This is a genomic window from Saccharolobus shibatae B12, from assembly GCF_019175345.1.
In the GTDB taxonomy this organism is placed as follows: domain Archaea; phylum Thermoproteota; class Thermoprotei_A; order Sulfolobales; family Sulfolobaceae; genus Saccharolobus; species Saccharolobus shibatae.
In genome coordinates this window covers 180312-205043 of sequence record NZ_CP077717.1, presented here as the reverse complement: position 1 = coordinate 205043, position 24732 = coordinate 180312, and the positions used below count along the sequence as shown (strand labels likewise).

The 24732-nt window shown below is 34.2% G+C and carries 26 protein-coding genes; 14 read left to right on the top strand and 12 right to left on the bottom strand.

What is annotated here, in order from left to right; translation table 11 throughout:
- Positions 1-36: 36 nt before the first annotated feature.
- The 3 genes from J5U23_RS01455 (at position 37) to J5U23_RS01445 (ending at position 5280) form a co-directional block, all read left to right on the top strand.
- Positions 37-1092, top strand: coding sequence for a M24 family metallopeptidase (locus J5U23_RS01455; protein ID WP_218266693.1), 1056 nt, complete (start codon positions 37-39; stop codon positions 1090-1092).
- A 69-nt stretch (positions 1093-1161) separates the two neighbouring features.
- Complete coding sequence (locus tag J5U23_RS01450; protein ID WP_218266692.1) at positions 1162-4140, top strand: COG1361 S-layer family protein; 2979 nt, start codon at positions 1162-1164, stop codon at positions 4138-4140.
- A 522-nt stretch (positions 4141-4662) separates the two neighbouring features.
- The gene (locus J5U23_RS01445) at positions 4663-5280 is read left to right on the top strand and encodes a trimeric intracellular cation channel family protein (protein WP_218266691.1); all 618 of its coding nucleotides are present in this window, start codon (positions 4663-4665) and stop codon (positions 5278-5280) included.
- A gap of 7 nt (positions 5281-5287) precedes the next feature.
- On the opposite strand, the gene sul7s is transcribed toward J5U23_RS01445, so the two are convergent.
- Positions 5288-5467 carry a winged-helix single-stranded DNA-binding protein Sul7s gene (gene sul7s, locus J5U23_RS01440; protein WP_218259119.1) on the bottom strand — a complete coding sequence of 60 codons (180 nt, stop codon included), beginning with the start codon at positions 5465-5467 and terminating at the stop codon, positions 5288-5290.
- Positions 5468-5569: 102 nt separating this feature from the next.
- Here sul7s and J5U23_RS01435 point away from each other — a divergent pair, with 102 nt between their 5' ends.
- Positions 5570-6190 carry a hypothetical protein gene (locus J5U23_RS01435; protein ID WP_218266690.1) on the top strand — a complete coding sequence of 207 codons (621 nt, stop codon included), beginning with the start codon at positions 5570-5572 and terminating at the stop codon, positions 6188-6190.
- Here the strand turns inward: J5U23_RS01435 and J5U23_RS01430 are convergent.
- Genes J5U23_RS01430 through J5U23_RS01415 form a run of 4 tightly spaced genes read right to left on the bottom strand, consistent with a single transcriptional unit; the run spans position 6167 to position 9075 of the window.
- Positions 6167-6550, bottom strand: a complete 384-nt coding sequence (locus J5U23_RS01430; protein WP_218266689.1) for a DUF1634 domain-containing protein — start codon at positions 6548-6550, stop codon at positions 6167-6169. The genes J5U23_RS01435 and J5U23_RS01430 overlap by 24 nt on opposite strands.
- Complete coding sequence (locus J5U23_RS01425) at positions 6540-7400, bottom strand: sulfite exporter TauE/SafE family protein (RefSeq protein ID WP_218266688.1); 861 nt, start codon at positions 7398-7400, stop codon at positions 6540-6542. The genes J5U23_RS01430 and J5U23_RS01425 overlap by 11 nt, the downstream gene beginning before the upstream one ends.
- Positions 7401-7439: 39 nt before the next feature.
- Positions 7440-8834: a 7-cyano-7-deazaguanine synthase QueC gene (queC, locus tag J5U23_RS01420; RefSeq protein WP_218266687.1), complete on the bottom strand. Its 1395-nt coding sequence runs from the start codon at positions 8832-8834 to the stop codon at positions 7440-7442.
- Positions 8835-8853: 19 nt separating this feature from the next.
- On the bottom strand, positions 8854-9075 hold the full coding sequence (locus J5U23_RS01415) for a hypothetical protein (protein ID WP_218266686.1): 222 nt from the start codon (positions 9073-9075) through the stop codon (positions 8854-8856).
- A 33-nt stretch (positions 9076-9108) separates the two neighbouring features.
- On the opposite strand from J5U23_RS01415, the gene J5U23_RS01410 reads away from it, so the two are divergent.
- Positions 9109-11334, top strand: a complete 2226-nt coding sequence (locus J5U23_RS01410) for a DEAD/DEAH box helicase (protein WP_218266685.1) — start codon at positions 9109-9111, stop codon at positions 11332-11334.
- Complete coding sequence (locus J5U23_RS01405) at positions 11327-13186, top strand: 4Fe-4S dicluster domain-containing protein (protein WP_218266684.1); 1860 nt, start codon at positions 11327-11329, stop codon at positions 13184-13186. Before J5U23_RS01410 ends, J5U23_RS01405 begins: the two co-directional genes overlap by 8 nt.
- Here J5U23_RS01405 and J5U23_RS01400 read toward each other — a convergent pair.
- Positions 13173-13709 carry a MogA/MoaB family molybdenum cofactor biosynthesis protein gene (locus J5U23_RS01400; protein ID WP_218266683.1) on the bottom strand — a complete coding sequence of 179 codons (537 nt, stop codon included), beginning with the start codon at positions 13707-13709 and terminating at the stop codon, positions 13173-13175. The two genes, J5U23_RS01405 and J5U23_RS01400, sit on opposite strands and share 14 nt — an antisense overlap.
- A gap of 15 nt (positions 13710-13724) precedes the next feature.
- The gene (locus J5U23_RS01395; RefSeq protein WP_218266682.1) at positions 13725-14540 is read right to left on the bottom strand and encodes a hypothetical protein; all 816 of its coding nucleotides are present in this window, start codon (positions 14538-14540) and stop codon (positions 13725-13727) included.
- 20 nt (positions 14541-14560) lie between these two features.
- Between J5U23_RS01395 and J5U23_RS01390 the strand changes: the two genes are divergently transcribed.
- A complete protein-coding gene (locus J5U23_RS01390) occupies positions 14561-15592 on the top strand; it encodes an FAD-dependent oxidoreductase (protein ID WP_218266681.1) in 1032 nt (343 codons plus the stop codon).
- On the opposite strand, the gene J5U23_RS01385 is transcribed toward J5U23_RS01390, so the two are convergent.
- A complete protein-coding gene (locus J5U23_RS01385; protein ID WP_218259110.1) occupies positions 15580-16020 on the bottom strand; it encodes a hypothetical protein in 441 nt (146 codons plus the stop codon). The genes J5U23_RS01390 and J5U23_RS01385 overlap by 13 nt on opposite strands.
- 104 nt (positions 16021-16124) lie before the next feature.
- Between J5U23_RS01385 and J5U23_RS01380 the strand changes: the two genes are divergently transcribed.
- Positions 16125-16742 carry a hypothetical protein gene (locus J5U23_RS01380; protein WP_218266680.1) on the top strand — a complete coding sequence of 206 codons (618 nt, stop codon included), beginning with the start codon at positions 16125-16127 and terminating at the stop codon, positions 16740-16742.
- Here the strand turns inward: J5U23_RS01380 and J5U23_RS01375 are convergent.
- Positions 16722-17369 (bottom strand): phosphatidate cytidylyltransferase, encoded by a 648-nt coding sequence (locus J5U23_RS01375; protein WP_218259108.1) that lies wholly within the window; start codon positions 17367-17369, stop codon positions 16722-16724. The genes J5U23_RS01380 and J5U23_RS01375 overlap by 21 nt on opposite strands.
- 53 nt (positions 17370-17422) lie before the next feature.
- On the opposite strand from J5U23_RS01375, the gene J5U23_RS01370 reads away from it, so the two are divergent.
- Both J5U23_RS01370 and purT read left to right on the top strand, forming a co-directional pair.
- Complete coding sequence (locus tag J5U23_RS01370) at positions 17423-18040, top strand: hypothetical protein (RefSeq protein ID WP_218259107.1); 618 nt, start codon at positions 17423-17425, stop codon at positions 18038-18040.
- A 7-nt stretch (positions 18041-18047) separates the two neighbouring features.
- Complete coding sequence (gene purT, locus J5U23_RS01365; RefSeq protein ID WP_218259106.1) at positions 18048-19241, top strand: formate-dependent phosphoribosylglycinamide formyltransferase; 1194 nt, start codon at positions 18048-18050, stop codon at positions 19239-19241.
- On the opposite strand, the gene J5U23_RS01360 is transcribed toward purT, so the two are convergent.
- The gene (locus tag J5U23_RS01360; RefSeq protein ID WP_218266679.1) at positions 19230-20285 is read right to left on the bottom strand and encodes an acetoin utilization protein AcuC; all 1056 of its coding nucleotides are present in this window, start codon (positions 20283-20285) and stop codon (positions 19230-19232) included. The genes purT and J5U23_RS01360 overlap by 12 nt on opposite strands.
- Before the next feature lie 47 nt (positions 20286-20332).
- Between J5U23_RS01360 and J5U23_RS01355 the strand changes: the two genes are divergently transcribed.
- The gene (locus tag J5U23_RS01355) at positions 20333-21475 is read left to right on the top strand and encodes a CBS domain-containing protein (RefSeq protein WP_218266678.1); all 1143 of its coding nucleotides are present in this window, start codon (positions 20333-20335) and stop codon (positions 21473-21475) included.
- Positions 21472-22188 carry a carbon-nitrogen hydrolase family protein gene (locus J5U23_RS01350; protein WP_218266677.1) on the top strand — a complete coding sequence of 239 codons (717 nt, stop codon included), beginning with the start codon at positions 21472-21474 and terminating at the stop codon, positions 22186-22188. The genes J5U23_RS01355 and J5U23_RS01350 overlap by 4 nt, the downstream gene beginning before the upstream one ends.
- On the opposite strand, the gene J5U23_RS01345 is transcribed toward J5U23_RS01350, so the two are convergent.
- Positions 22183-22983, bottom strand: a complete 801-nt coding sequence (locus tag J5U23_RS01345; RefSeq protein ID WP_218267470.1) for a hypothetical protein — start codon at positions 22981-22983, stop codon at positions 22183-22185. The genes J5U23_RS01350 and J5U23_RS01345 overlap by 6 nt on opposite strands.
- Positions 22984-23118: 135 nt before the next feature.
- On the bottom strand, positions 23119-23616 hold the full coding sequence (segC, locus tag J5U23_RS01340; RefSeq protein ID WP_218266676.1) for a SegC family DNA-binding protein: 498 nt from the start codon (positions 23614-23616) through the stop codon (positions 23119-23121).
- 114 nt (positions 23617-23730) lie between these two features.
- On the opposite strand from segC, the gene J5U23_RS01335 reads away from it, so the two are divergent.
- Together J5U23_RS01335 and J5U23_RS01330 are read left to right on the top strand one after the other, a co-directional pair.
- The gene (locus J5U23_RS01335) at positions 23731-24393 is read left to right on the top strand and encodes a ParA family protein (RefSeq protein ID WP_218259101.1); all 663 of its coding nucleotides are present in this window, start codon (positions 23731-23733) and stop codon (positions 24391-24393) included.
- Complete coding sequence (locus tag J5U23_RS01330; RefSeq protein WP_218259100.1) at positions 24390-24719, top strand: hypothetical protein; 330 nt, start codon at positions 24390-24392, stop codon at positions 24717-24719. Before J5U23_RS01335 ends, J5U23_RS01330 begins: the two co-directional genes overlap by 4 nt.
- Positions 24720-24732 lie beyond the last annotated feature (13 nt).

The window sequence follows — 24732 nt, the reverse complement described above, 5'->3', positions numbered from 1 at the left end:
CTATCTTTTTATAACACGTCTATTTAAGTTTAGAACATGGATCGAATACAGAGATTACAAAAGGAATTGGAGAAGACTGATACAGATTATCTGATAATTGGAACTACTAGCAACATGTTCTATTTAGTAGGATTTTCGGAGGAACAGATGGAAAGGCCGCTTTTACTTTTCGTCACTAAAGACGATTATTTCATGCTCGTGCCAAAACTCTATGAGGAGCAATTAAAGCAATTACCACTTATCGTTTATAGAGATGGGGAGGATCCCTACTCCAAACTAAATTTAAAGGAAAATTCCAATATTTTAATTGACGATACGACCTTCTCAATATTCACTATAGAAATACTAAATAGGTTCAAGCCTAGAAGAATAGGTAAAGCTTCAGCTATATTGCGAAAGCTTAGACAAGTAAAGGATGATGAGGAAATAGAAAAAATGGAGAAAGGTGTTAAGAAAGCAGAAGAACTTCTTTTAGAATTTGTACCGAATATAAAGGAAAATATGACGGAGTGCGAAATAGAGAGAAAACTAAAGAGCTTCTTGATTGGAGAAGCTGGTTATATCTCATTTGATCCAATAGTGACCTCTGGTCCTAACTCTTCTATGCCCCACTTGAGATGCAGTGATAAAAAGGTAAAAGGAGGTGAGGTAATAGTTATAGATTACGGAATAAAGTATGAGGGCTATTCTACAGATACTACAAGAGTGTTTTCATTAGGTAGACCTAACTACACTTTAGCTTTAGAAATTGTAGAAATCGTCAAAAGTGCGAATGAAGAGGCTGAAAAACACGTAAGAGAGGGTATGAGGGCTAAGGAGATTGACGATATTGCTCGAAAAGTTATAACTGATAAGGGATATGGGGTTTACTTTATTCATAGGACTGGACACGGTATAGGAATCGACGTTCATGAAGATCCATACATTTCTCCAGATAACGATGATGTAATAGAGCAAAATATGGTGTTTACTATAGAACCTGGAATTTATCTACCAGGCAAATTTGGTATAAGAATAGAAGACGAAGTAGTAGTAAAAAAAGGATATGGGAAAGTACTAAACACGTTGCAAAAAGAATTATACATTCTATGAATACAATAATAATTTTTTAATTTCAGAATTTCTCTTTAAGTGGTAATATAGCATCTATGATCATTCTTCGTGCTATTAAGAACGAAAGAAGGAAAACACTTAAAAGTATTTAGATATATCTTTTTGAAGGTGATTTTGATGAGAAGGAGTTTAATAATATTACTTTTTGTAATATTATCTCCTCTAACATATTTAGCACTACCAATATCCTCACAATCCACGCCGATTCAAGGATATGCAACAAGCAGCGAACTAATAACACCTGGCGAAATTGAGGTACCAATAACCTTCCATCTGATTAACCTAGGCCAAACCTTAACTGATGTAACAATAATTCCTGTAGATACTTATCCGTTTTACCTTTACCCCTATAATAATGGAACTGAACTTACGCATATTCCCTTGTGGAATCAAGGACAAACAGTAAATGTTACTTACCTATTTGATATAGCCAGTACTGCTAAGACTGGTACATACACTGATGTAGTAATAGTCCAAGGTGTCACTACCTCGGGTACCCAGGTAACTTATGACGTTTTAGTACCAATAGTAATAGCTGGCTATGTTAATTTCTCTGCATCCTCAGTATGGGGAACAACATCAAACCCAATGGTAGTAGGACCAGGAGAAAACAACATACCACTAACAATAATACTACAAAACTTAGGTAATTCATTAGTTACCAATATAACATTGGAACTAAACTCACAGTTTCCAGTTAAATTCCTACAAAATAATGCCACAATTTCCGCAATACCGGCAGGATATTATGGAGAAGCAACTGTAATGGCTTCAGTGTATCCTAACGTAACTCAAGGTTTGTATTATATCAAGTTAAATATAATATACTATCATAATGCAACTACAACAGTATTAGTACCCATTGATATTGGCTCATCTAATCAAGTATCATTAGAAGATGCGTGGGGTACACCATCAGACCCCACAGTGGCTGCCCCTGGTGAAACATTACTTCCCCTCACTATTTATGTAAAGAACCTTGGAGAAAACCTATTATCCAATGTCATGTTAATATTACAGTCTCATTATCCGATACAATTCCTCCAAAATTATACAATGATAGGTTTCGTACCAGCTGGAGGCTATAATTACGTAACAGTAGTAGCAAACGTCTATAAGAACGTAACACCTGGAGTATATTACGTACCGATAACGTTAGTTGCATATGATGGAGGATTCATGCAAACTTTTGAAATGCCAGTTTACATTTTAGGCTATGTTAATTTCTCTGCATCCTCAGTATGGGGAACAACATCAAACCCAATGGTAGTAGGACCAGGAGAAAACAACATACCACTAACAATAATACTACAAAACACTGGAATAGCTTCTATAACGAATGCAACCTTGTTCTTACAATCGCAATATCCAGTAGAGTTCCTACAGAACAATGTAACCATAGGAAACGTTCCCGCGGGCTATCCTATACCAGTAACAGTACTTGCAAATGTTTATCCCAATGTAACAAATACTGGTGTTTACTACATAACCGCAAAAGTAATGTACTACGATGGTGTGATACAATATGTAAAAGTTCCAATATATATACAGTCATTGAATCAAGTTTCGGTAGAGGGTGTATGGGGTTCTTTATCTAATCCGATACTAGTAGCGCCGGGAGAGAATAACGTACCGTTAACGATAGTAATAAAGAATCTTGGAGAAAACCTAATGACAAATGTGAGCCTAATATTACAATCTCATTATCCGATACAGTTCCTCCAGCAAAACGCCTCCGTTGGTTTCGTTCCCGCAGGTAGCTATAATTACGTAACAGTTACAGCTAACGTGTTTCCAAATGCTACACCAGGAGTATACTACATACCAGCAACCTTAGTGGCTTATGGTGGATTTAAAGAAAACATAATGATAACGGTTGATATCCTAGGATATATTACAATACAAGCTCAAAGTTTGTGGGGAGGAGTAACGTCCCCAATAACAGTTTCTTCAGGTGAGAACGATGTACCTTTAACAGTTTTACTCAAAAACACTGGTGACGTTAATATTCTCAATGCTACCCTAGTTTTCCAGAACGTAGAGTATCCATTAATCTTCCATCAGACTAATGCACAAATTGGTATTGTGCCAGCTGGGCAAGAAAATTATGCTACGGTAACTGTAAGTGTGTTTCCAAATGCTACACCAGGAGTATACTACATACCAGCAACTCTGTATTACTTCAATCACAAAACTACAATAACGATCCCAATAACAATTTATTCACCAAATATTTCAGTAAATTTGGTAACAATTCCACCTCAAGTATTTCCTAGCTATTACGACGTTAGATTATTGGTAATTTTAACAAACTTTGGAGGTGGCATAGCAGAAAACGCCAATGTGAGCATTCAATCACCATTCCAAGTTATATCTTCTAATCCACTACATTTAGGAGCACTACCAGTAGGAGCACCAGTTAATGCCACATTCCTCATAAATGTTCCAAATGATACTATACCTAAAACCTATATTATAAACGTTACCATTACCTATGATGGTGGGAAAGAAACTTATCAATACCCATTACAAATATATCCCAAGGCTAATCTGATCGTAGTAGGAGTATCTTACCCTTCACTAAGTGCAGGAGATAGTAACGTACCAATCACAATAACTCTTAAAAACACTGGAAATTCGACAGCTAAGAACGTTATAGTTAGGCTAGGTACTTCTAATCTAATATATCCTCATGTAAGTTCATCAAACCCATTACAAGCACTGACAGCATCTGAGGTATTCGCTGGAGATATTGCTCCTGGACAAACAATAAATGTAACTTTTGTAGTTGATGTGAGCAGTGGAGCATCCTCTGGAACCTACCCATTGGCAATAGCTTTAATATGGAATCAGACTGGTGCGTTATTCCCATTTGAGCAGTCTGATACATTCTATGTGACAATATCTCCTCCATTCTATGAACAGTTCTTCAAATCTCCTATTGGCATTATAGCAATTATAGTGATAATAATAATAGTTGTAGTGATTGCTACAGTACTTCTAAGAGTAAGAAATAAAAGAAAATGAGACATCTTTAAAGTAATGATAAGAGCTGTTATAATTTTAACGTTGTTTTTTAGACCAATTTATTCGGAATTAGCCTTATTCATTTCTTTACTATTGGTACTTTTAATGCTTCTTCTCTCGTCTTTATCCGTTTTGATAAAAATCTTAAGATTAATTAAAAATATACACTAAACTAAAATCTCAAAAATAAAAACACGTAGTACAAAGAAGTAATCTACGATTTCGTGGGACTATTAATTGCACATACGTTGGAAATAGTTTAGTTAAAAAATCTTCTCGTTAGAATTTGATATGATCTCTCAACATAGCAAGAATTGAAATTAAAAAAGCCTTTTATTAACTAATCCTTCTAAAAACGATTTTCTATTAATTTAATATTAATCGATCTCTCTACATAGAATGCGAATTTTTTAATTTTTAATAAAAAGAACAAATATAACTTGAAGATAAAAACTAGTTACAAGGGCAAGCTTATGATAGTCTATGAGAAAAAGTTATAGGTTGTGAAGAATTTCTTTGACAATGTATATGATCTTGGAATTACTTAACGTAGTAGGAATAATCGCATTTACAATCTCTGGATCTCTTAAGGGAACTAATAAAGGGTTAGATCTTTTTGGCGTAATAATCGTGGGAGTGGTAACTAGCTATGCTGGAGGTATAATCGCAGATATTTTACTAGGCATATATCCACCACAGATACTTAAGGAATGGAATTATCTACTACTAAGCGTAGGTATTTCCATTTTCGTATTTTATTTCTATAAATGGTTAGAGGCTAATCCAATAAAAATCATAATTGCAATAAGCGATGCCATAGGTCTTTCAACCTTTGCAACATTAGGTGCGTCGTTGGCTTATTCTTATGGATTAAATCCAATATCAGTTGGATTAATTGCAACCATTGTTGGTACTGGAGGGGGTGTAATAAGGGATCTTCTTGTAAACGAAACACCTATGATACTCACTAAGGAAATATATGCTACCGCAGCTCTTCTTGGTGGGATAATATACTATTTCACTATTCCTTACTTGCATCACGGTAGTTTATTTGTAAGTTTTCTAAGCACATTTTTACTGAGAATTTTTGCAATAAAATACAATTTTAATTTACCTAGACGGGAATCTAATAAAAGTTAGCTCTTGCTTACCTCTTTACGTAATAGAAATATCTTCCTCTTCTCCCAACCTTATTTTCCTTAATAAGTTGAGATAATGCGTTATAAACTTCTGGAGCTGGATACGGTACATATTTTAATAGGTCATTAAATGTTATCCACTCCCGATCCTTTATTATTTTTTCTACAGACTGTTTAACATCTTCCATTATATTATAATATAACTATATGTAAAATAAGTTTGTGTTAAAAAGGTCTGTAGATATGTTATAAGATAATTTTATATTTATGGCCAAACTTTTACCACTGCATTGTTATTATACTTTAAGCCTACAAAAAAAGAGAGAGATATAAACGTCGCTTTGGAAATCGTATCTGAATTATTCGCTTCGAGAGTAGGTAAACTATTAGATTTGCCTATACCAGAAGTATTCTTAGTGAAATATGGAGAAGAAACGGGGCTTCTAATGGAGTACTTACCGGATAAAGCTTCAAATGAAAACATAAGTAATTTAGATGAAATCAAGATGAGTTTAGCATTTGAAGAGTGGATTTTGAACATAGATTTAAAAGAAGATCATGTACTGTCAAAGAATGGAAAGGGATTTATCATTGATCACGGGCACTCGCTATCTGCTTGGAAACCGTTATATTACATAATACAAATAATCGATAAAAAGGTGAGTAGGTTTAATTTGTGGGCTAATGAGGATGATTTTAAAGATGGAATAGATCTGTTATCATCAATTGATTATAATACCATATCGAACATTCTCAAGGAAAGCTTCTCTGAGGTGGCTGAGAGTAATTTCTGCAAGTTGCTTACTAAGCAAATTATAGATGAGCAAATGGAATTAAATCTTAAGATTTTAGAAAAAAGAATGGAATATTTGAAAGATGGTAAAATATTACTTACTTATGAGTATAGGTAATATGAATATTGCAAACATTAGATTGAAAAATACAATTACAGTTATTATTGTATATAATTTATTTCTCTCAGAAGCGAATTGTGCTATTCCTAACAATACTCTAAGTACTGGAGTAGCTATTAGAACCATTAGTCCTAAGTATATATAATCTAGGCCGTATAGCTTAGGTAATCCACTAAATATTTCAGAAGGTTTAAAAATTGAACTGTTAACAATTGAGTTTGAACTTGATATCTGAGTAATAGTAAACCCGTTGGAACCATTGTATACAAATAATAGAGCCACTCCGAAAATAATTATTATCGCACTAATAATTACGCCTATTCTTAATGTATTGCCTATAATATTGTTAAAGTCCATATCCCAGACCCCTTAATATCATTTGAATTCCCAAGAAGACGAGAATCACAGTAAAAATATACCTTATAGTTTTATTTGTAACTCTCAGTAATATTTTAGTTCCAATAAATGCCCCAATCAAAACTCCTAATGCAGTACCCGCAGCTAAAAATGGTTGTATATATCCCAATATCCAGTAAATTGAACTTCCAGTTGCAGCTGTAACACCAATCATGAAATTACTTGTAGTAGTACTAACTTTCATTGGTAGGTTCATCGCCCAATCCATACCTAAAACCTTTAATGCTCCTGAACCTATTCCCAACAAGCCTGAAATGAAACCAGCAAAAAACATTATTATTTCGCCAAGCCACCACCTAACACCGTGGTATTCAACCTCTTGTTTTAACACCGTATCATAATATTTTCCATAAAGCTCAAAAACTCTAGTTGTCCAATCTGGTTTAATGGGTTTAGGAAGCTCAAATTTAGACTTGGCAAGTTGCACATAAACTTGAGAAAGGAGAACAATCCCAAAAACAATATACACTATAAATTCTAAATGATGAGCATAGATGTATGCTACTGTCAAGGCTCCAGCTATAGACCCTGTTGTAGTAGCTATCTCAAGCCCCATCCCTATTTTCACATTAGTTATTCTATCCCTAATATATGCACTAGCTGCACCGCTAGAAGTAGCTATAGTTGAAATTAGACTAGCTCCAGAAGCATATGCAATAGGTACGTTTAGATATAATGTATAAATTGGTACTAAAAACGTGGCCCCACCTAAACCAGTCAGAGCGCCTAGTATACCTGAAAGAGCACTAACTAGCACAACTGTAACAAAAAATTCTATTGGAGAAAGCATAAAAAATAGTACTATCCAAATGGTTATTAAAGTATTCGATCATTCTTCAGCATACTCCACTGGATCTCTAAGTCCATTAATCTTAAACGCCACCCTCCTCATATAGCAAGGTCCACATTTCCCACAATGTTTTTGCCCTCCTTCATAACAGCTCCATGTTAAATGTAATGGAGCACCAATTTCGTATCCCAGCTTTACTATTTCATGCTTCACTAAATTACCAACTGGCATCAATACATCCACTTTCTTATTTGGGCCAGTCGCATAGGGGCTTAACTTACTTAACATCCTTATGAACTCCATCTCGTTATCTGGATAAGCTCCAGCTTCCTCTAAATTTATCCCAGAGGCTATTGCGTCGTATCCATAAGCTTCGGCAATTGCTAATGCCGCTGAAAAGAAAATTAGGTTTCTTGCAGGAACCCATTCGTGCGCAAACTCTGCCCCTTCTTCTCCTTTCCTATCCTTAACTATCTCTCCCCCTCCCTTTATTAGTGTAGCGTGGCCTATCATTTTAAATAAATCTGTATTTATTTCAATTAGAGGAACTTGCAAATACTCAGCAATCTTCCTCACTGCCTCTCTTTCCCTTTCCTCAGCTTTATGATGGTAATTAAAGTGTATTAGTGTAACTTCGTGACCTTCCCTTAAAAGTTTAGTAGCCGCAACAGTTGAATCTAGCCCACCACTTGCCACAACGAGTACCTTATGTTTTTTTCTTTTCTCTATGATCGGTAACGTAGTTATTTGCTTATTTAAACTCACCATTACTACAGAATAAGGTTCTAGTTTAGTTACGTTTACTGGGTCAAATGGCTTTACGTCAAAATATTCATCAAGAGACGTAAAGAATATTGACTCCAACGAGTAGTCATAAGCCATATATAATGGCTTAAAGTTCTGAGCTAGAAATATTCTATCAGGATTTCTCTTATCACCTATAACTAAAGCAAAGCTTCCTCTTATTTGTTCTAAAATTCCCTTTAATGTTCCAAGATTACCATCCCATGTTTTATCTAAAAGTGATGGAAGAATTGCACTATCGATCTTAGTTTTTCTTTTAAGCTCATATTTTTTCTCTAATTCTAAATCATTCGCTATTATTCCATTATGGGTTACAATATATCTATCTCCGATAAAGGGTTGAATATCCTCTTCAGTCTTCTGTCTAACATATTCAGTCGTAGGCTCTGCCCTATTATTAGCTATTACTACTCTAGAGTCTTCATCTAAAATTCCATACAGTAATTCCTCTTTTTCTGAAGGCTTCCCTATGGATTTTCTCACTTTCACCGTACCGTCCTTTTGAATTACAACAATTCCAAAACTATCCCTGCCTCTATCCTCTGCCCTTTTGAGAATATCAGCTAATTTTCGCTCAACTTTGTCAAAATTTTTAGGGTTTAATATAAGGACTCCAGATACACTACACACTTGTTTATACCTTTATAGCTTACCTAAAAATCTGTCTAAACTCTAATTTTATCATAATTAGATCTCCTTCTAAATTTTCACCATCAGTCATGGAGAATCCATATTTTGACGCTATAAAGGGAATATCTTCTAATGTGTTTTCAGTTATTACAATCGTGATAACATCTCCTAATTTACATTTCTCTCTCTGTTTAGACAGAAATACCTCAACATCTTTTTTGCTATTAAGGACATCCACCATGCTTTTAACCTACATGAAATAGTTAATAAAATTGTGGAAATTCTTAGTGAAATAAATGATAAGCTAAAAACGTTCAATGCTAGGATAGCGCACGTTCATACGGAAACTTTTCTTGAACCCGAATTAGGACCATCCATAAATGAAATGGATATTGACGATAAGTTAAAGAAAACTATTACAGAATATGGAATTGAACGACTATATAAATATCAATATGAAGCATATAGAAAAATAAAAAATAAGGAAAACGTAATGATAATATCGGGAACTGGAACCGGTAAAACTGAAGCATTTTTGATACCAATTCTAGACCTAGCGCTAAGGGGTGAAAGAAGCATTCTAATATATCCCACAAAAGCTCTGGCAAGAGACCAACTTACTAGAGTTTACAAATTAGCGGGAGAGTTGCAATTGAATATTGGGATTTTCGATGGAGATACACCCGAAAAAGAAAGAGAAAGATTGTATAGAAACCCTCCTCATATATTAATAACTAATCCAGATATGATACATTTAGGTTTAGCACTAAGTAACAGATTTAGATTCTTATTAAGGACAGCTGATCATTTTATATTTGATGAAGTTCACGTATATGAGGGCGTTTTAGGTGCGCACATTAGAAATCTAGCCGATAGAATCAAGGAGTTCAAAAACGATATTCACATAGTGGCCTCAAGTGCGACTATAGGCGCTACTAAATACTTATTTGGGGAGTTGTTCGGAGTTGAGGGGGAAATTATAGAAGGTACAAGAAGAAGAAAAGGAATTGCACTACATGGTCTAATAGATAGTGGTAATTCTAGTAGGTGGACATTAGCAGCTTATTTGGCTGCAGTTCTAGTTAAAAAAGGGTTGAAAGTACTTGTGTTTACCGATTCTCAACAGATGACAGAATTAGTAGCTAAAATAGCTGATAGATTTAGAGTGAATCTGGAAGTACATAGGGCAGGTTTAAATGCCGAAGAGAGGATAAAAGTAGAGGAAAAATTAAGAAATGGAGAACTGGACGGAGTAGTTGCTACACCTACATTGGAATTAGGAATAGACATAGGAAGTATAGATGCAGTGATAATGGCAGAAAATCCACCAAGTTATACTAAATATATTCAGAGGGCTGGTAGAGCGGGAAGGAGGAATAATGCCGGATTAATATTTACAATTTTAGGAGATGATCCTATAGATAGCTACTATCTTAGGCATCCAGAGGAGTTCTTCAACAGAAAAATTCAACCGCTAACATTTGATCCTTCAAACATGGAAGTAATTAAGATTCACGCTTTAGCATATTTGGCTGAAAAATATAGAATAAGATTAGATAATTTACCTCCTCTCTGGAAAAAAGCATATGAAATATTAAATATTGAAGGAAAAGCCAAAATTATAGGCAGCAACGTTTTGGCAGTTTCAGAAACTAAAAAGTACCTTGCCTCCACATCTCTTAGAAGTGTAGGTCCTATTGTAAGAATATACGAAGATAAGAAGAAAATTGGTGAAAGAGAACTTCCAGCAGCACTACATGATTTATATCCAAACGCAGTGTACTTAATTTCAAAAAAGACCTACGTTATAGAAGAGCTTGATATTGACAGATTAATAGCAAAAGCAAGAAAAGTTAATAGTGAATTGTCATATTATACTAAACCCCTCTATTCGATGGATTTGTTGGAGTTTAATAAGAAGGATGAGAGGGAAGTGTACGGAGAAAAGGTAGAGTATGGAGAAATGAAACTACTCATGAGAGTAGAGGGTTATGTAACTTATGACGTATATTCAAAAGGTAAAGGTGGGAGGAATGAATACTTCTATGAGAACCCCATTTCGTTTACATATAACACAAAGGGACTGCTGATATATCATCCTTTAATAGATGACTTCACTCTAATAGACCATATGGAGGCTTACCATGCAACCGAACATGTATTAATATCTGCAGCAAGAGTTGCCGCAGGAGCTTCTTTAACTGATTTAGGTGGAATAAGCTATCCTAGTGGACATGTCGTAATATATGACTCTTCCATAGGTGGAAGTGGTGTCGCCAAATTGCTATTTGAAAGATTAGACCAAGCTTATGAAGTTGCCTTAGATATAGTTAAGAATTGTAATTGTGAGGATGGATGTCCTAATTGCGTATATAGCCCATATTGTGGTAATAATAATAAATATTTATCAAGGAAAAAATCATTAAGATTAATAGATGGGTTAATAAGAGGTTCAATCGGGGGAGGAAGTAAGGATAGGGAGGGAAGTCCAATTGCATAATAGGTTTTACAGAATACTCAAGCCAACAAAAATAGGTAACGTTGAGGTAAAAAACGTAATAAAGTACTCAGAAGGTTCGTCAATGTTGCCAAATGCTGTACCTAGATATGAATACTTTAGGGGGTCAGAGGGTGAGAATGTAGTAGATTTCATTGATTATAGGGGGATAGATGACTTAGGTGACAAACTAAAAATAAAGGCTGGTACTATGTGGAGGGAAGTTCTTGAAAAATATAAGGTAGAATTCTGGTCTAATATGGACTTTACAGTTGGAGGGTCTGTGTATTTTAATGACCCAATTACAGGCTTTAATGAATTTGGCAAGATAAATGGGAGGGTCGAAGTCGATGCTTACCTAGACGGTAAATATTACTCTGGACGATATAAGGGTGGAATTGTAATAAACGTTTATCTGAAAAAAGAGGACAAGGAAATTGTTTATAAAAGATTAGATGGGGAATTATCTGAATTAATTCCTATCATAAAGAGTTGGTACGCTTCGAGAATACCCGTATTTAGGGAAGTCAGCCTTGTAAAGAAAGGGATGGAAAGCTACATACTAATACCATATCCCAAAATAAGAGAAGTGCTGTTACAGAAATTATTAAATGGATTCTATGACGAGATCTCACCAGTAGTTGAGCAGTTAGAATATGAGTATTGGTATCTAGGGTACTCATCTCTAAGTGATCTTGAAAATATAATTAATCTTATGAAAGAATCCCAGCTTTCAGTAATAAGGTTTAGAAAGGATGAAATTGCTTTTTCCATATACTCCAATAGACGACTGGAATCTATAGGAAATACTCTAGAGTATTCTACTACAGAAGGAGAAGGTTTATTTAATGGATGCATTCTGTGTGGTAAGTGTATTAGTGTTTGCCCATACGGTGAACAAACTAATGATGTATTTCACACTCCTCTAGGCTTCTATTCGATTTCGTATTTCGAGAAAGAGAACGATCTAGCTAATTGCCATATGTGTGGGCTTTGTGAACAAGTCTGTCCCGTAAGATTAGACATCACTAAGGAACTAAGAAAAGTGACAAAAATTAATCAAATACCACCTAAGAATCTACTTAGAAGTATTAAGAGTGATCTAAATAGTGTACTAATAATAACATCTCTATCAGAGGAACTTGAAGATCAAATAATTAAATCTCTTATTTATCTACTTAAAAAAGGAAAAAGATTAGGTATATTTTACCTAACCGAAGACTTCTCAAAAATAATTAAGGATGAATCTAGTTTAGAAGAATTGTTAAAGTTTAAGGAAATTTATACGATAACACCTGAAGAGTATTTTTATTTACAGAGATTAAAGAAAAAGACTGTAGTGGATATCTACAATTTACAGTTATTGGCAATGAATGACTTAAAAATCAATAAAGATAATCTTCACATACCATGCTTGCTAAGAAGTGAATTAAACGAGTCAAATTTTACTTGTAGTAGTGTATTTCTTAATATTCTCAATAATAAAGATAATATCAATAGGACAATAGAGAAAAAAATTACATTATGTCCATTAACTGCAAGGGAATTAAATATTAAAACACCAATAGATCTACTTGAAATAAATCTAGATCAAAACTACATTAATAACTTTTTCAAAAAGTTAGAAATTGCCACGAAAGATTTAAGAGAAGATATTGAAGAAGACTTAGGCTGGTACAAGGATATTGACGATAGAATAGTAGATGAAGTATACTCTACATTAATAGATGGAATAATTAAAGGCGAGAACATAGAGAACATAGTTCTACTATACTTCAAACTAAATAGTATGAACTTAACTGAAAACATTAAAGGGATTTTAATGGATAAGCTAACTAAAATTATTTTCTCCTAACAATATAGAGCAAATGGCCAACTTCTGGTAATATTAGCTCCCTCATGGCTAATTTTACAGCGTCTGGCGAACCTGGCAGTAAGAAAATTACCTTGCCGTTTACTATTCCAGCAGTTGCTTTAGTCAAATATGATGCAGATCTTACTTCAGGGTCATTATAACTCACTAGTCTAAATACATCCGAAAAACCCTCAATTTCTCTATCGAATATTCTTCTTATAGTCTCTGCTGTAACATCACTCTGTGTATAACCAGTACCGCCTGTTGATATAATTACGTCAGTCTGGGAATTATCTAAGGCATTTGCAAACGCTTTAAGTATCTTTACTTTTTCATCTGGCACCAAATCATAGCCTACTACATTATAATTCGATTGTATAATTAGCTGTTTTATAATATCCCCAGACTCGTCTATTACTGGCTCTTTTTTCATCATCTTTTCATATCTAGAAGTGCTAATTGTAATTACGTAAAAATTTATATTAGTAGGCGCATGTTGCCTATGTTGCTTATGTGATGACATAAGATTAATCAGTATTCAAGACGTTTTTAACTTTACTACCTCCGCTATATCTAAGTCCAGGTCATCGAACTTCTCTCTAACCAGAATCTTTCCCTTTATATACATGATAGTATTAGGAGATAATTCTGTAAATCTAATTCGAAAGCTAGTTAAAATATACTCATTACCGCTATCGTCAATAGCAAGGTACTTTACTGGGATTGTAAATGGCTTAATTAGTTTGGCGATTCTTATATGGCCATCAAATTCCTTTATATCCCTGACTTGGCCAAATTCTTCGCATTGGACAATTTTAAATGTATATCCTTGTCCTTCAAAAGTACCTTCTAGAACTCTTTTACTTTTCAAAAGTTTGAACGAAGAATAATCTAGAGTCTCTATTTCAGAGTCTTCGACAGTAAGTAATGGCCTAGTAATCCCTTTTTTTCTTAACTCCTCTAACATGTGATAATGTTCTGGTTTAAAGCTCAGTAAATCCATGTCATTACCTTTACCTAAATATAAATAGCTTCCCGTGATTCCTACCTCTCTATCAAAAAAGCTCATGAATTCTCTTAGCTTATTATCAAATATTTTAAAGTTAAACGGATCTAGGATTTCACTTTCATTTAGGGGAACTAAAGGCACACTAAAGCCTATCTCATCAACATATTTTAATAAATTGCTGAATTTACTTCTAATTATTTCTAGTGCATCGTAAAGTCTCTTGATCTTTATACCATCAACTAGTCTAGGTAGTGCAACAGCATACCCATCTGGATGATAACAACCTTTAACACTCCATATGACATTTTTATATTTTAGGAAATAACCCTCAACTACTTTATTCATTAGTTAACTTTTTAATAATCATGGCTTATCAACATTACGATTTGAAGATCACCATAGTGGGAGGAGGAATAGTAGGTAGTTCTATTTATAGAATGCTAAAGAAAAATGGAGTTGAAGTACGATTAATTGATCCTAAGGTAAAAAGGCCATTTCCAAGCCTGATTCACTCATTGTTGCTAAAGGGAAAAGATATTGAGTTAGCCAAATTATCTTTAAATTTTTATAAAAAATTCAACATTCCCTATTATCCTTTTAAATCTTATACTTTAGGTAAAATCAACCCCTCTATAGTAGATTCATGGATCTCTGCAGGCGTTAATATTAACGTAAAATACGTGAATTGGATAAATGATGAAACTGTTGAGGCTATAGGTGGAGATGGATTAGTATCTGTTGGAAGTTTAATCAACTATACAGAAAAGATTACATATCGCGCTAATATTTTCGTTAACGAAGGTAAAGGTTTCATTAAGATTAATGATAAATTATACCAAAGCGACATGATAATTCTCTCAGCTGGTGCGTGGAGTAAATATTTAATTAACGTTAAACTTCCCGTAAAGACTTACTATTGTTGGGCTTCATTATTTCTAAGTAGAAAAAAAGAAGTGGGATTTAATATAATATATGATTATGTTAATAATTTCTATTCGAGGCCCGTTATAGGACTTGGATTACCCTTTGCTATCATGGGAGATGGGAAAGTTATAGAAGCTACTCCCTTTCAGCAAAATATCTGCATAGAAGATAAGAATGAGGTTTCATCCAGAATTTCTAGGAGGTTAGGAGAAGTTAAGGAATTATATACTTCTGGTAATTTCTGTGAGGCTACACCAGACATGAGACCCGCATACGGGAAAATAGCTGAGAATGTGTATTACATTGGTGGATTCAACGGTTATGGTGCTGAAGTAGGACCAGGGTTAGCTAACATCCTTGTAGAAGAGATCTTATCTAAAAAAGAGGACACTTATTTTAAAGAATATAAAGTGGAGAGATTTAATGAATATAACGACGATTTCGAAATAGGACAAGAACCTCATGAATTATAGATTTTTAAATGGGCTTCTATTATTTCGTCCTCGCTCGCCGCCAACTTACTAATTTCTAAGTGAGCCCTCTGTTTCTCTCTGCATTTAGTGCAATCATATAATATCCACGCCCCCAAAAACTCATCGCCATAATAATATTTAATTCCCCTCCATCCTTTTTTAGCAATCAAATGATTGGCTACTTTTTCGCTCATGGTTTGAAATGCTACCATTTTCTCTAATTTTATATAATATGGAGAATAATACTTGAAGTACTTTGCGTGTATAAGTACCGAAAAAGGCGTATAAAATTCGTCTATATCACTAACCTTAACTGTTTGCACAATGTTTTTATTATCAACGTATACTGCTACGTTTCTATAATCTTGAAATAGATCTTCTAAATATGACCAAGGAGGAGCTTGTGATCCTAATAACAATGATATCATATTTAGCAGAGTTTTTAACTTGAAATAAAAAATTACTTCATAAGTGATGAAGTGACGGTTTTCTGAGTCGTGAAGAGCATTCCCCTCACTGAGGCAGATATTATATGAGATCGAAATTAATGTTTATTAACGATATAGAAAAATTAGCCAAAAGAGTAGAAGAATCGTTTGGAGGAGTAGAACTAGATGATATAATACAAAGATTAATAAATTTTTATGAATTAGGATTTACAAATATTAACCACTCTAGTATTCAGCTAATATTGTCTGCTTACTTCAAGAGTCTAGGCTATAGAGTATTCATAGAATATGAGAGGAAGGGAAGACTATTCGATCTTTACGTTAGTGATGAAGATATGGGAATTGAAGTAGAATATGGATATATACCTAATTCAAATGCCATAGATGCTGAGGAGTACCTAAAAAGTAGAATTTCGTTGAAAATTTTGAGGTATAGTACTCTATCCTCAAAATTCTATATTGCAGTGCCATCCTTTTATATACCCCCCATCCCTGATGAATTAATAGTTGATATAAAAGATAAGACAAAACTAAGGAGAATACTTGAACTAATTAGAAAATTTCATAAGACTAATGATATAATGTTGAATGATGCCAAGTTGGCTAAAATTAATGGTATAATATCTGTAGATGTTAGCAACTTAAGTATAAGTATAATCGATATTAGTAAGTACAAACAGCTAAAAGACTTTTATAAATAGATAAAGAACTAGGAACGATAAAAATGGCACCGAAATATTGTCGTCAATATACGGTAAGACTTCAGCAATTGTGGCAATAATCCCAGCTATTAAACCGGGTATATTCAGTAGATAATAACCAACCACTGTGCAGAATATTAACATCCCTAATGATCCCCAAAATCCCTTAACTCTTCTCTTATACACAAAATTTCTTATTATTCCGGTTATGCCATCCCCGAAAGACATGAAAATTAAGGGGAGAATAGCAACGTAAATCAGACTTGCATTAGTCCAATAATTATGATCTAACAAGAACATCAACAAAAGAATTGTTCCGAAGGAGAATGCAAAGAATACCTCACCTAGATTTTCCCTATCCATAAACCAACTCATCTCCTTTCTTAGTACTCTTATGACTATTAAGTACACCATAAGGAGATAAGATGTGATTATTGGTACTAATGGAGAGTTAAAAACGTATGGAGATAGTACTGCAACAATGCCTCCTCCTAACATATGTATCGCCTTTCTGCTTACATAGGCTCCGAATCTTTGTGAAATCAGTTTAGAGATATACAGAACAACAATAACTACCCAGAGACTTAATACTATTCCCCAAATGACATCATTAATAGTAAATAACATCCATCATAATAGACAATAAAACCTTATAAAAATTAATCCATTATAATCAAATTATGCAATTATACAGATACTCGTTTAAGGACGGATATTTAGTTCCAGATGAAAATGGCGATGTTACAGTATTCGTGGAAGGAAATTTAATCTCAATAGTTGATAAAAACAGCAATAAGATAGAAGGTGTTAGATTTAAGTATTTGGGTAACGAATCTGTCCTCCTGGAGAAACTTCGGTATTTGGCTAACTTTGTTAACATAGAGGTAAACGAAGATGTTCTTATGGCTTACCCTACACTGAGACTAAGAACTCTTGCCATAAACAAGCTTATGGGCGAAATATTTGAAGTGTTCATCCATAATCTCTTAACAGCTAAAAATTATAGGGTAAAAAGACAGAACGAAATCTATCCTTCACTCCATAATTTCACCCTTACTAGATGGCATAATAGGCCAGATTTTATAGTAGAAGATAAAGTTGTGATTGAGGCTAAGATACGCAAAAATGATTATCTCCAGACTCTAGAATATTCTAAATATTTCAAGTATGGCATGGTGGTATTTCCATTTACTGGAGAGTGTAGAGTACCTAAAGGTTGGATTTGTGTATTTCATACGATAAAGGATCAGTCTAGATTCTACTCTCTTCTTGAAGATTTATTATCTAGAGTTAAGTAGTTGGTATATGGAAATTGGGACTCCCTTATTTGAGGGTTCAAAGAAGATTCTTCTACTTGGGAGTGGAGAGTTAGGAAAGGAAATGGCTATTGAGGCCCAAAGAATGGGGTTAGAAGTTATTGCTGTGGATAGATATGATTTAGCTCCTGCAATGCATGTCGCACATAGAAAGTACGTAATAGATATGATGAATCCAAACGCTGTTAAGGCAGTTGTGAAAAGGGAAAATCCTGATGCAATTATAGCCGAAATAGAGGCAATTAATACTGATGCACTAGTTGATCTTGAAAGCAATGGTTTTAGAGTAATTCCTAATGCAAATGCAGTGAAGGCATGCATGAATAGAATTGAATTGAGGAGGTTTGCTGCGGAAAAACTAGCCCTTCCAACTACAAAGTACGCATTTGCAGAAAATGAAGAAGAAGCAAAAAATGCTTGCAAGGATATAGGTTTTCCTTGCTTAATTAAACCAGAGATGAGCTCTAGTGGTCATGGCCATATACTAGTTAATAAGATTGATAACGTGGAAGAAGCTTATAGGGAGTCAGTATCTCATGCTAGAGGTAAGAGTAGAAGAGTTATAGTAGAAGAGTTCGTAAAGATAGATACTGAGTTAACAGTATTAACGTATAGATACTATTCGAATTCCGGTAGCATAATAACTAAGACTATAGAACCGATAGAACATAAAAGGCCAAGTTACTATTATGTTGAATCTTGGCACCCTTCTACAGTAAGTCGAGAAGTGAAAGAGACTGCTAGGGGAATTGCGCAAAAAGTTGTAGAGGAATTAGGAGGTTTAGGAATATATGGTGTTGAAATAATAGTAAGCGGAAATAGAATTCTCTTTAGCGAAGTAGCACCTAGACCGCATGATACTGGACTAGTTACATTAGCTAGTAGTGATATAAACGAATTTCAAATTCATGTTAGAAGCGCAATAGGTCTACCAATTCCAGAAGTTAAGTTAGTCTCTCCAGCGGCTTCTCATGTAATTTTAGCACAAACTGAAAATGTTTGGGGACCTAAATTTATTAACGTGGAGAAGGCAATGGAGATCCCAGGAGTACAAGTTAGGTTGTTCGGAAAACCTGTTACATATGAAAAGAGAAGGATGGGTATAGTGCTGGCAACTGGAAATAGCGTAGAAGAAGCGATAGAAAAGGTCAGAAAGGCGTCATCAATAATATTAGTTAAGTGAATGTATCTTCTTTATTCGATCGATAGTGCTTCTTATTTTCTCCATAACAAACTTTGATGATTTAGTAGAGAAAGGATCATGGAGAGTTTCATATTCTAAGTCGTATATTCCCGCAATCTCAGCTATTGAAATTGTCCAAATTCTAGCAGTCGCATCATAGTTATATCCGCCTCCTCCCAACATTATAAGCCTACCACTGGAGTACTTGTGGGCTAGATGATGGACCTTTGCTACCACATCTAAATAACCATGGGTGGATAATTTTAACTCAACTAAAGGATCGTTAAAATGTGAATCACCGCCCGTTATGAGGATAATAAGCTCTGGTTTATATCTTTCTATAACGGGGATTACTATCTCGTCAAATGCTAAAAGATAACCATCATCTCCAGTACCAGGTGGTAGAGGAATATTAATAGTATACCCTTCTCCTTTTCCTACTCCAATCTCGTTGACATCCCCGCTACCCGGGAAGAAGTTAGGATGAAACATATGCAGGGAAATTTTCAAAACCTTATCATCATCAATTAATAGTTCTTGTGTACCATCAGCATGATGACCATCTATATCAACTATTGCTATTTTTGAAAAGGAATTCTCACCTAATTTTGCTATGAGAGCAATATCGTTAAATACACAGAAACCAGCAGCTCTATTTCTCTTTGCGTGATGAAAACCCCCACCAATATTGATCGCGTGGTTAAACTCCCCACCCTTTATTAATTCTAATGCCTTTACACTACCACTTATCCTTATTAATGCAGCATCATATATACCCTTAAATGCAGGAGTATCTCCATCATCTAAATATCCTTGACCTTCCTTGCTCTTATATTTTACAAATTCTATATATTCTTTGGAGTGGACTAACTGAAGAACCTCTTCTGATATCGGCTTAGGTTCAATTAATGTGATGAAATGAAATGCACTTCTTTCTTCCAGCAATCTCTTAGTCATACTTTCTCTTAATGATTTAAATGGATGATAGTCTGGAAACGAGTAGTTATAATATTCATCTGTCCATATAAAAGCCGTTTTATGCAAAGTATATCACTACTTTTTTATTTTTCAATTTAAAATACTTATCTAGTATGATAGATAACACACTCATCACAAAGCCTCAATATATTGCACATAGTATGGATAAATTGAGTGATATTATTTCTAAGATGAAAGAGAACAAAATGTGGACCGTACCCGTTATTAAGGATAGAAAATTATTAGGTTTAATCTCTTATAAGGATCTTCTTTCTAGAAGGGTGAGTTTAGAGACTAAAGCGATAAATGTTATGAATCCTAGTGTTACCGTACAAATTGATGAGGATATTAATAGATTAATTGCAAAATTTTACACTACCAAGGCAAGAGTGATACCAGTAGTAAATGAGAAGAAGGAATTTATTGGTTTTGTAACAAGAGAGACATTACTCTCATACTTATTGAAAGCTGATGAAATCCCAGAAAATAAAACCGCAAGGGAATACATGACCTCTCCAGCCACAACTATAGATGAAAATGACTCTATAGCTAGGGCTAGATGGGTAATGATAAGAGATAATATAAGCAGATTACCAGCGACTAAAGAGTATAGACTAACTGGAATCATAAGTGCAAGAGATATAGTTGATGCTTTGTATAGCGTAAGTGGAAGGAAAAGAGAATCGATAATGAAAGATGAGGAAAGAGTTATGGCAATGCCAGTTAAAGAAATTATGAAGTACCCAGTCATAACAGCTAATGGAAAGGAACCGTTAACAGATGTAGTAGAAAAATTACTTAAATTTAGAATTTCTGGAATGCCTGTTATGGAAGGTGATAGGTTAAGTGGCGTAATAAGTGGGCTAGATATTATTAAGGCAGTAGCTGAAAAAATGCAACTATCAATACCAATTGAAGCTAAAATACCTCAAGAGCTAAAATCGAACCTCGATTTTAAGGCAAACATAGATGATATACTTGAAAGATATTTGAGCAAAATAGAAAGACTAACAGAAGTTATAAACTTTAAAGTATCGTTTAAGGAAGAAATGAGGAGTAGCGTAGGAAATAAAAAACTATATACTGCAATGGTAAGAGTAACTACTAAAATAGGTGATTATGTAGCTAAAGATACAGATTGGGAACCCATAGTTGCGTTAAAGAACGCTGTGGAAAAGATAGAGGAAAGAATATTAAGAAAACTAAGAAAAATAGAAGAGAGTAACAAAAAAGGAATTAAGGCAGAAGAGGCTTGAAAATTGGAGTGATACAACCCTTAGAAGTCAAGTCAGCAATTTTATTAGTTGAAAAAGCACTAAAGGAGGGAGCAGAGCTAGTATTATTACCAGAAAAATGGACAAAAAATATAGAGGACGTACCATTAGTTGAATTTCAGAAATTAGCTAAAAGATACACTGCTTATATTTTACCTGGAGCATTTGAAGATGGAGTATCAGTAATCACTCCAATAATTGATGATAGTGGGAACCTAAAAGGAATAGCAAAGAAGATTCATCTATTTAATGAAGAAAAATTGAGACTTATTCCAGGTAATGAAGCCGTTCTCTTTACTTATAGAGGGATAAGGTTCGGAATCTTAATATGTTATGATATAGACTTTCCTGAAGTAGCCAGAGAATTGTTTTCTAAAGGAGTCGAGATAATTTTGGTACCCTCCAAAGTAAGAGGCAATGGTCTAGATATTTGGAATGAATTCCTTAGAATAAGAGTCTTAGAAAATAGGATAGGAATAGTAAACGCAAATGTCTATAGTCCACCAGATTTCCCTGGAAGGAGCGTAGCAATTATTCCAGAACAGAGACAAGACGGGATTGTGATACCCAAAGTAGTAGGAGAATTAGGAAGTGAAGAAGGCTATATGATAGTTGATATAGATCCCTTAAAATATATGTATCTAAGAGGAGATAGGCTGAAGGAATATGTTAAATTTACGGTTAAAGAGCTATGAGGGAATTTTATAAGCTAAACCTCTTGCCATGTCCTCCTTTAAAATCCTTTTGGATTTATAATCGTAGTATAGCTCAAGCTTAAATCTGGGATGTAAAGTCTCTCCCATAACCACTTTATCATTAGAAGCCTTTCCATTAAGTATCCTAAAATCTAGACTTTCCCCTTCCCTAGTTATTAATACTTCATTTCCATAAGGAAAAACATTCATAGATATAAGAGAGGGAATTAGATAATAGCTGTCTGGTAATGTCAAATTTAATATTACTTCCTTATTAGATGATAGTATTTTACTTACAACATTAGCATCAGTAAATATATTCCTTTTTCTGCTATGTGACTTGATTTTACCGTTTTCAAATTCTATAACAATATCTTCTTCTTCTCTAGAGGCTATACGATAATCCAACTCTTGAAAACTCTTATATGCCATGAATGTAAATCTTACAACTCCCTTTGTTATTAAAGCCTTAGGGGGTATAGTGGAATTATCAACAAATTTAACTTTTGTCTCTTGGCTAATTGGAATTGCGTAATATGGATAATATACAAAATCATCTTCTTTAATGCCTAATGTCTTAGCTGCATTCTTTACAAAAAGGGTTCTATCAAACTTGTATTCTTCATATATATTCTTGACTTTAGACTCCAGACTTCTTACTACATTAGAAATTATATCGTTTTCAAAATATGCATGAATTGCAAAAACCAAATCTAACTTGTTTGAATACTCTTTAGTTAACTCCAAAATTTTTGTAAGATTGTTGTACTTTGATAAAAGTTTAAGTGAATCCATCATCAATACTACTTTCTATAACCTAAAATACTTAACGAGATCCAGAAAGCGTTAAAAATCTTGAGAATAGGAGATTTTTGGAAAATCTAAGCTTTCAGCATACTTAGTTAAAACATTATAGTGATGAACGCGCCCTTACCGGATCTTATGAAGAATACCACCGGCACTGATTCTTTCCAAGATTTCTTTCTTAGCATTTAATCTCATCTTATCCACATCAAAAGTCTTCTCTATAATCCTCATACTCTTCTCTCTAAAGTTCTCACTTACGAATACTCTACTCTCTAGACTCTTAGACTCTATCAAGTCTCCTGGATCATAACCGCTGCTACGAATTCTCAAAATTATTTTACCTCCATTGCAATCAATACAGACTCCATTAATTCCATATCTCGAAATCGGATACAATTTATGTTTTGATGAATAGACTTTACCAGAGGGCGTTACGTTGTAAATGGCGTCTAATCCCATTCTTAAGAATCCCGCACACAAATTCTTACCAATTATTGGAAGATCCTCGTAAAGGAATGCTATATATGCTGATGCTACTTCTAGATCATCCACGCCCTTTCCTAATAGTATTTTTTTAAATTCGTCAGAATAAATTATCGCACTATAGAGTTTCTCAAACATACTTATACTTTTTAAAAAAACTAGCCTATAAATATTATCATTATAATATGGTGGACTAGCAAGTATTATTGCGCAAAGCTCCTTTTTAAACGTTATAGATAGAAGAGTCTAGACATGATAGTCACAGTTATAAATCAGAAAGGAGGAGTAGGGAAAACAACTACTTCAGTAAATTTGTCTTACTATTTAAGCAAGGAAAAGAAGACGGGATTACTAGATTTGGATCCGGAAGGAGGCGCCACCATATCTTATGGAATGAAAAGAGAACTTAAAGAGCTCCCATTGGGTGAAAAAAGTGTTAATATTTTTAATGTAGAAGTATTTCCAGCACATATAGGGCTACTGAAGTTAGAACTAAATGGAGATGTGGAAGAGATTAGTAACAAAATTAAGGAAATAGGAAAACAGTTCGATTTTCTCGTAATAGACACACCACCCAATCTGGGTACTCTAGCCATATCAGCGATGTTGGTTGCCGATAGGATAGTTTCACCAGTTACTCCTCAACCTTTAGCGCTAGAAGCAATAAAGAATCTTGACTCTAGATTGAAGAGTATAGGGAAAAATGCATACTCTTTTACGAATTTTTCAAAGAAGGTAGTTAAGCTCGACAATCTATCATCGGTGAAATTTACGGAGATTACAATACCGCCCTCTAGATTATTCATTGAAGCTTCTAGACTTGGAGTTCCTGCGTTAAGATATGAGGAAGTTAGATTAAGGAAACCTAAGCTAGCTATCTATTATCAGCAATTGGCGAAGGTGATTAGTGAATGAGCGAGCTGGATTTTCTCTTAAAGAAGAAGAAAAAAAGTGAAGATGAAGAAAAAAGTGCCAACAACAGCGAGAGCGTAAAAAAGGAGGAAAGTTTACACGAAGAGGAGAAAATCAAGAACGAGATGTTAAAGTTTATTGAAAGGGATCCTAAAATAGGTGTATGGAGTTATCCCGCATTTTTAGTCCTTCAGTACTTGTATCATACCGTGCCTGGATTTAAAATGAGCAGAACTGCTAAGGAAGCACTAGAAAAAGGATTAAAGGAAATGTACCCTATCCTCTTTGATGTTGCAGAAAAAATTGCAAAAGAGAAATTTAAAGAGTAGTCCACAGTAATAT

Bases quoted from the DNA above. Each gene is read 5' to 3' on its own strand.
- J5U23_RS01455 (WP_218266693.1), top strand. From the start codon at position 37: ATGGATCGAATACAGAGATTACAAAAGGAATTGGAGAAGACTGATACA.
- J5U23_RS01445 (WP_218266691.1), top strand. From the start codon at position 4,663: ATGTATATGATCTTGGAATTACTTAACGTAGTAGGAATAATCGCATTT.
- sul7s (WP_218259119.1), bottom strand. From the start codon at position 5,467: ATGGAAGATGTTAAACAGTCTGTAGAAAAAATAATAAAGGATCGGGAG.
- J5U23_RS01430 (WP_218266689.1), bottom strand. From the start codon at position 6,550: ATGGACTTTAACAATATTATAGGCAATACATTAAGAATAGGCGTAATT.
- J5U23_RS01425 (WP_218266688.1), bottom strand. From the start codon at position 7,400: ATGCTTTCTCCAATAGAATTTTTTGTTACAGTTGTGCTAGTTAGTGCT.
- J5U23_RS01415 (WP_218266686.1), bottom strand. From the start codon at position 9,075: ATGGTGGATGTCCTTAATAGCAAAAAAGATGTTGAGGTATTTCTGTCT.
- J5U23_RS01400 (WP_218266683.1), bottom strand. From the start codon at position 13,709: ATGTCATCACATAAGCAACATAGGCAACATGCGCCTACTAATATAAAT.
- J5U23_RS01395 (WP_218266682.1), bottom strand. From the start codon at position 14,540: ATGAATAAAGTAGTTGAGGGTTATTTCCTAAAATATAAAAATGTCATA.
- J5U23_RS01390 (WP_218266681.1), top strand. From the start codon at position 14,561: ATGGCTTATCAACATTACGATTTGAAGATCACCATAGTGGGAGGAGGA.
- J5U23_RS01385 (WP_218259110.1), bottom strand. From the start codon at position 16,020: ATGATATCATTGTTATTAGGATCACAAGCTCCTCCTTGGTCATATTTA.
- J5U23_RS01380 (WP_218266680.1), top strand. From the start codon at position 16,125: ATGAGATCGAAATTAATGTTTATTAACGATATAGAAAAATTAGCCAAA.
- J5U23_RS01375 (WP_218259108.1), bottom strand. From the start codon at position 17,369: ATGTTATTTACTATTAATGATGTCATTTGGGGAATAGTATTAAGTCTC.
- J5U23_RS01370 (WP_218259107.1), top strand. From the start codon at position 17,423: ATGCAATTATACAGATACTCGTTTAAGGACGGATATTTAGTTCCAGAT.
- purT (WP_218259106.1), top strand. From the start codon at position 18,048: ATGGAAATTGGGACTCCCTTATTTGAGGGTTCAAAGAAGATTCTTCTA.
- J5U23_RS01355 (WP_218266678.1), top strand. From the start codon at position 20,333: ATGATAGATAACACACTCATCACAAAGCCTCAATATATTGCACATAGT.
- J5U23_RS01345 (WP_218267470.1), bottom strand. From the start codon at position 22,983: ATGGATTCACTTAAACTTTTATCAAAGTACAACAATCTTACAAAAATT.
- segC (WP_218266676.1), bottom strand. From the start codon at position 23,616: ATGTTTGAGAAACTCTATAGTGCGATAATTTATTCTGACGAATTTAAA.
- J5U23_RS01335 (WP_218259101.1), top strand. From the start codon at position 23,731: ATGATAGTCACAGTTATAAATCAGAAAGGAGGAGTAGGGAAAACAACT.
- J5U23_RS01330 (WP_218259100.1), top strand. From the start codon at position 24,390: ATGAGCGAGCTGGATTTTCTCTTAAAGAAGAAGAAAAAAAGTGAAGAT.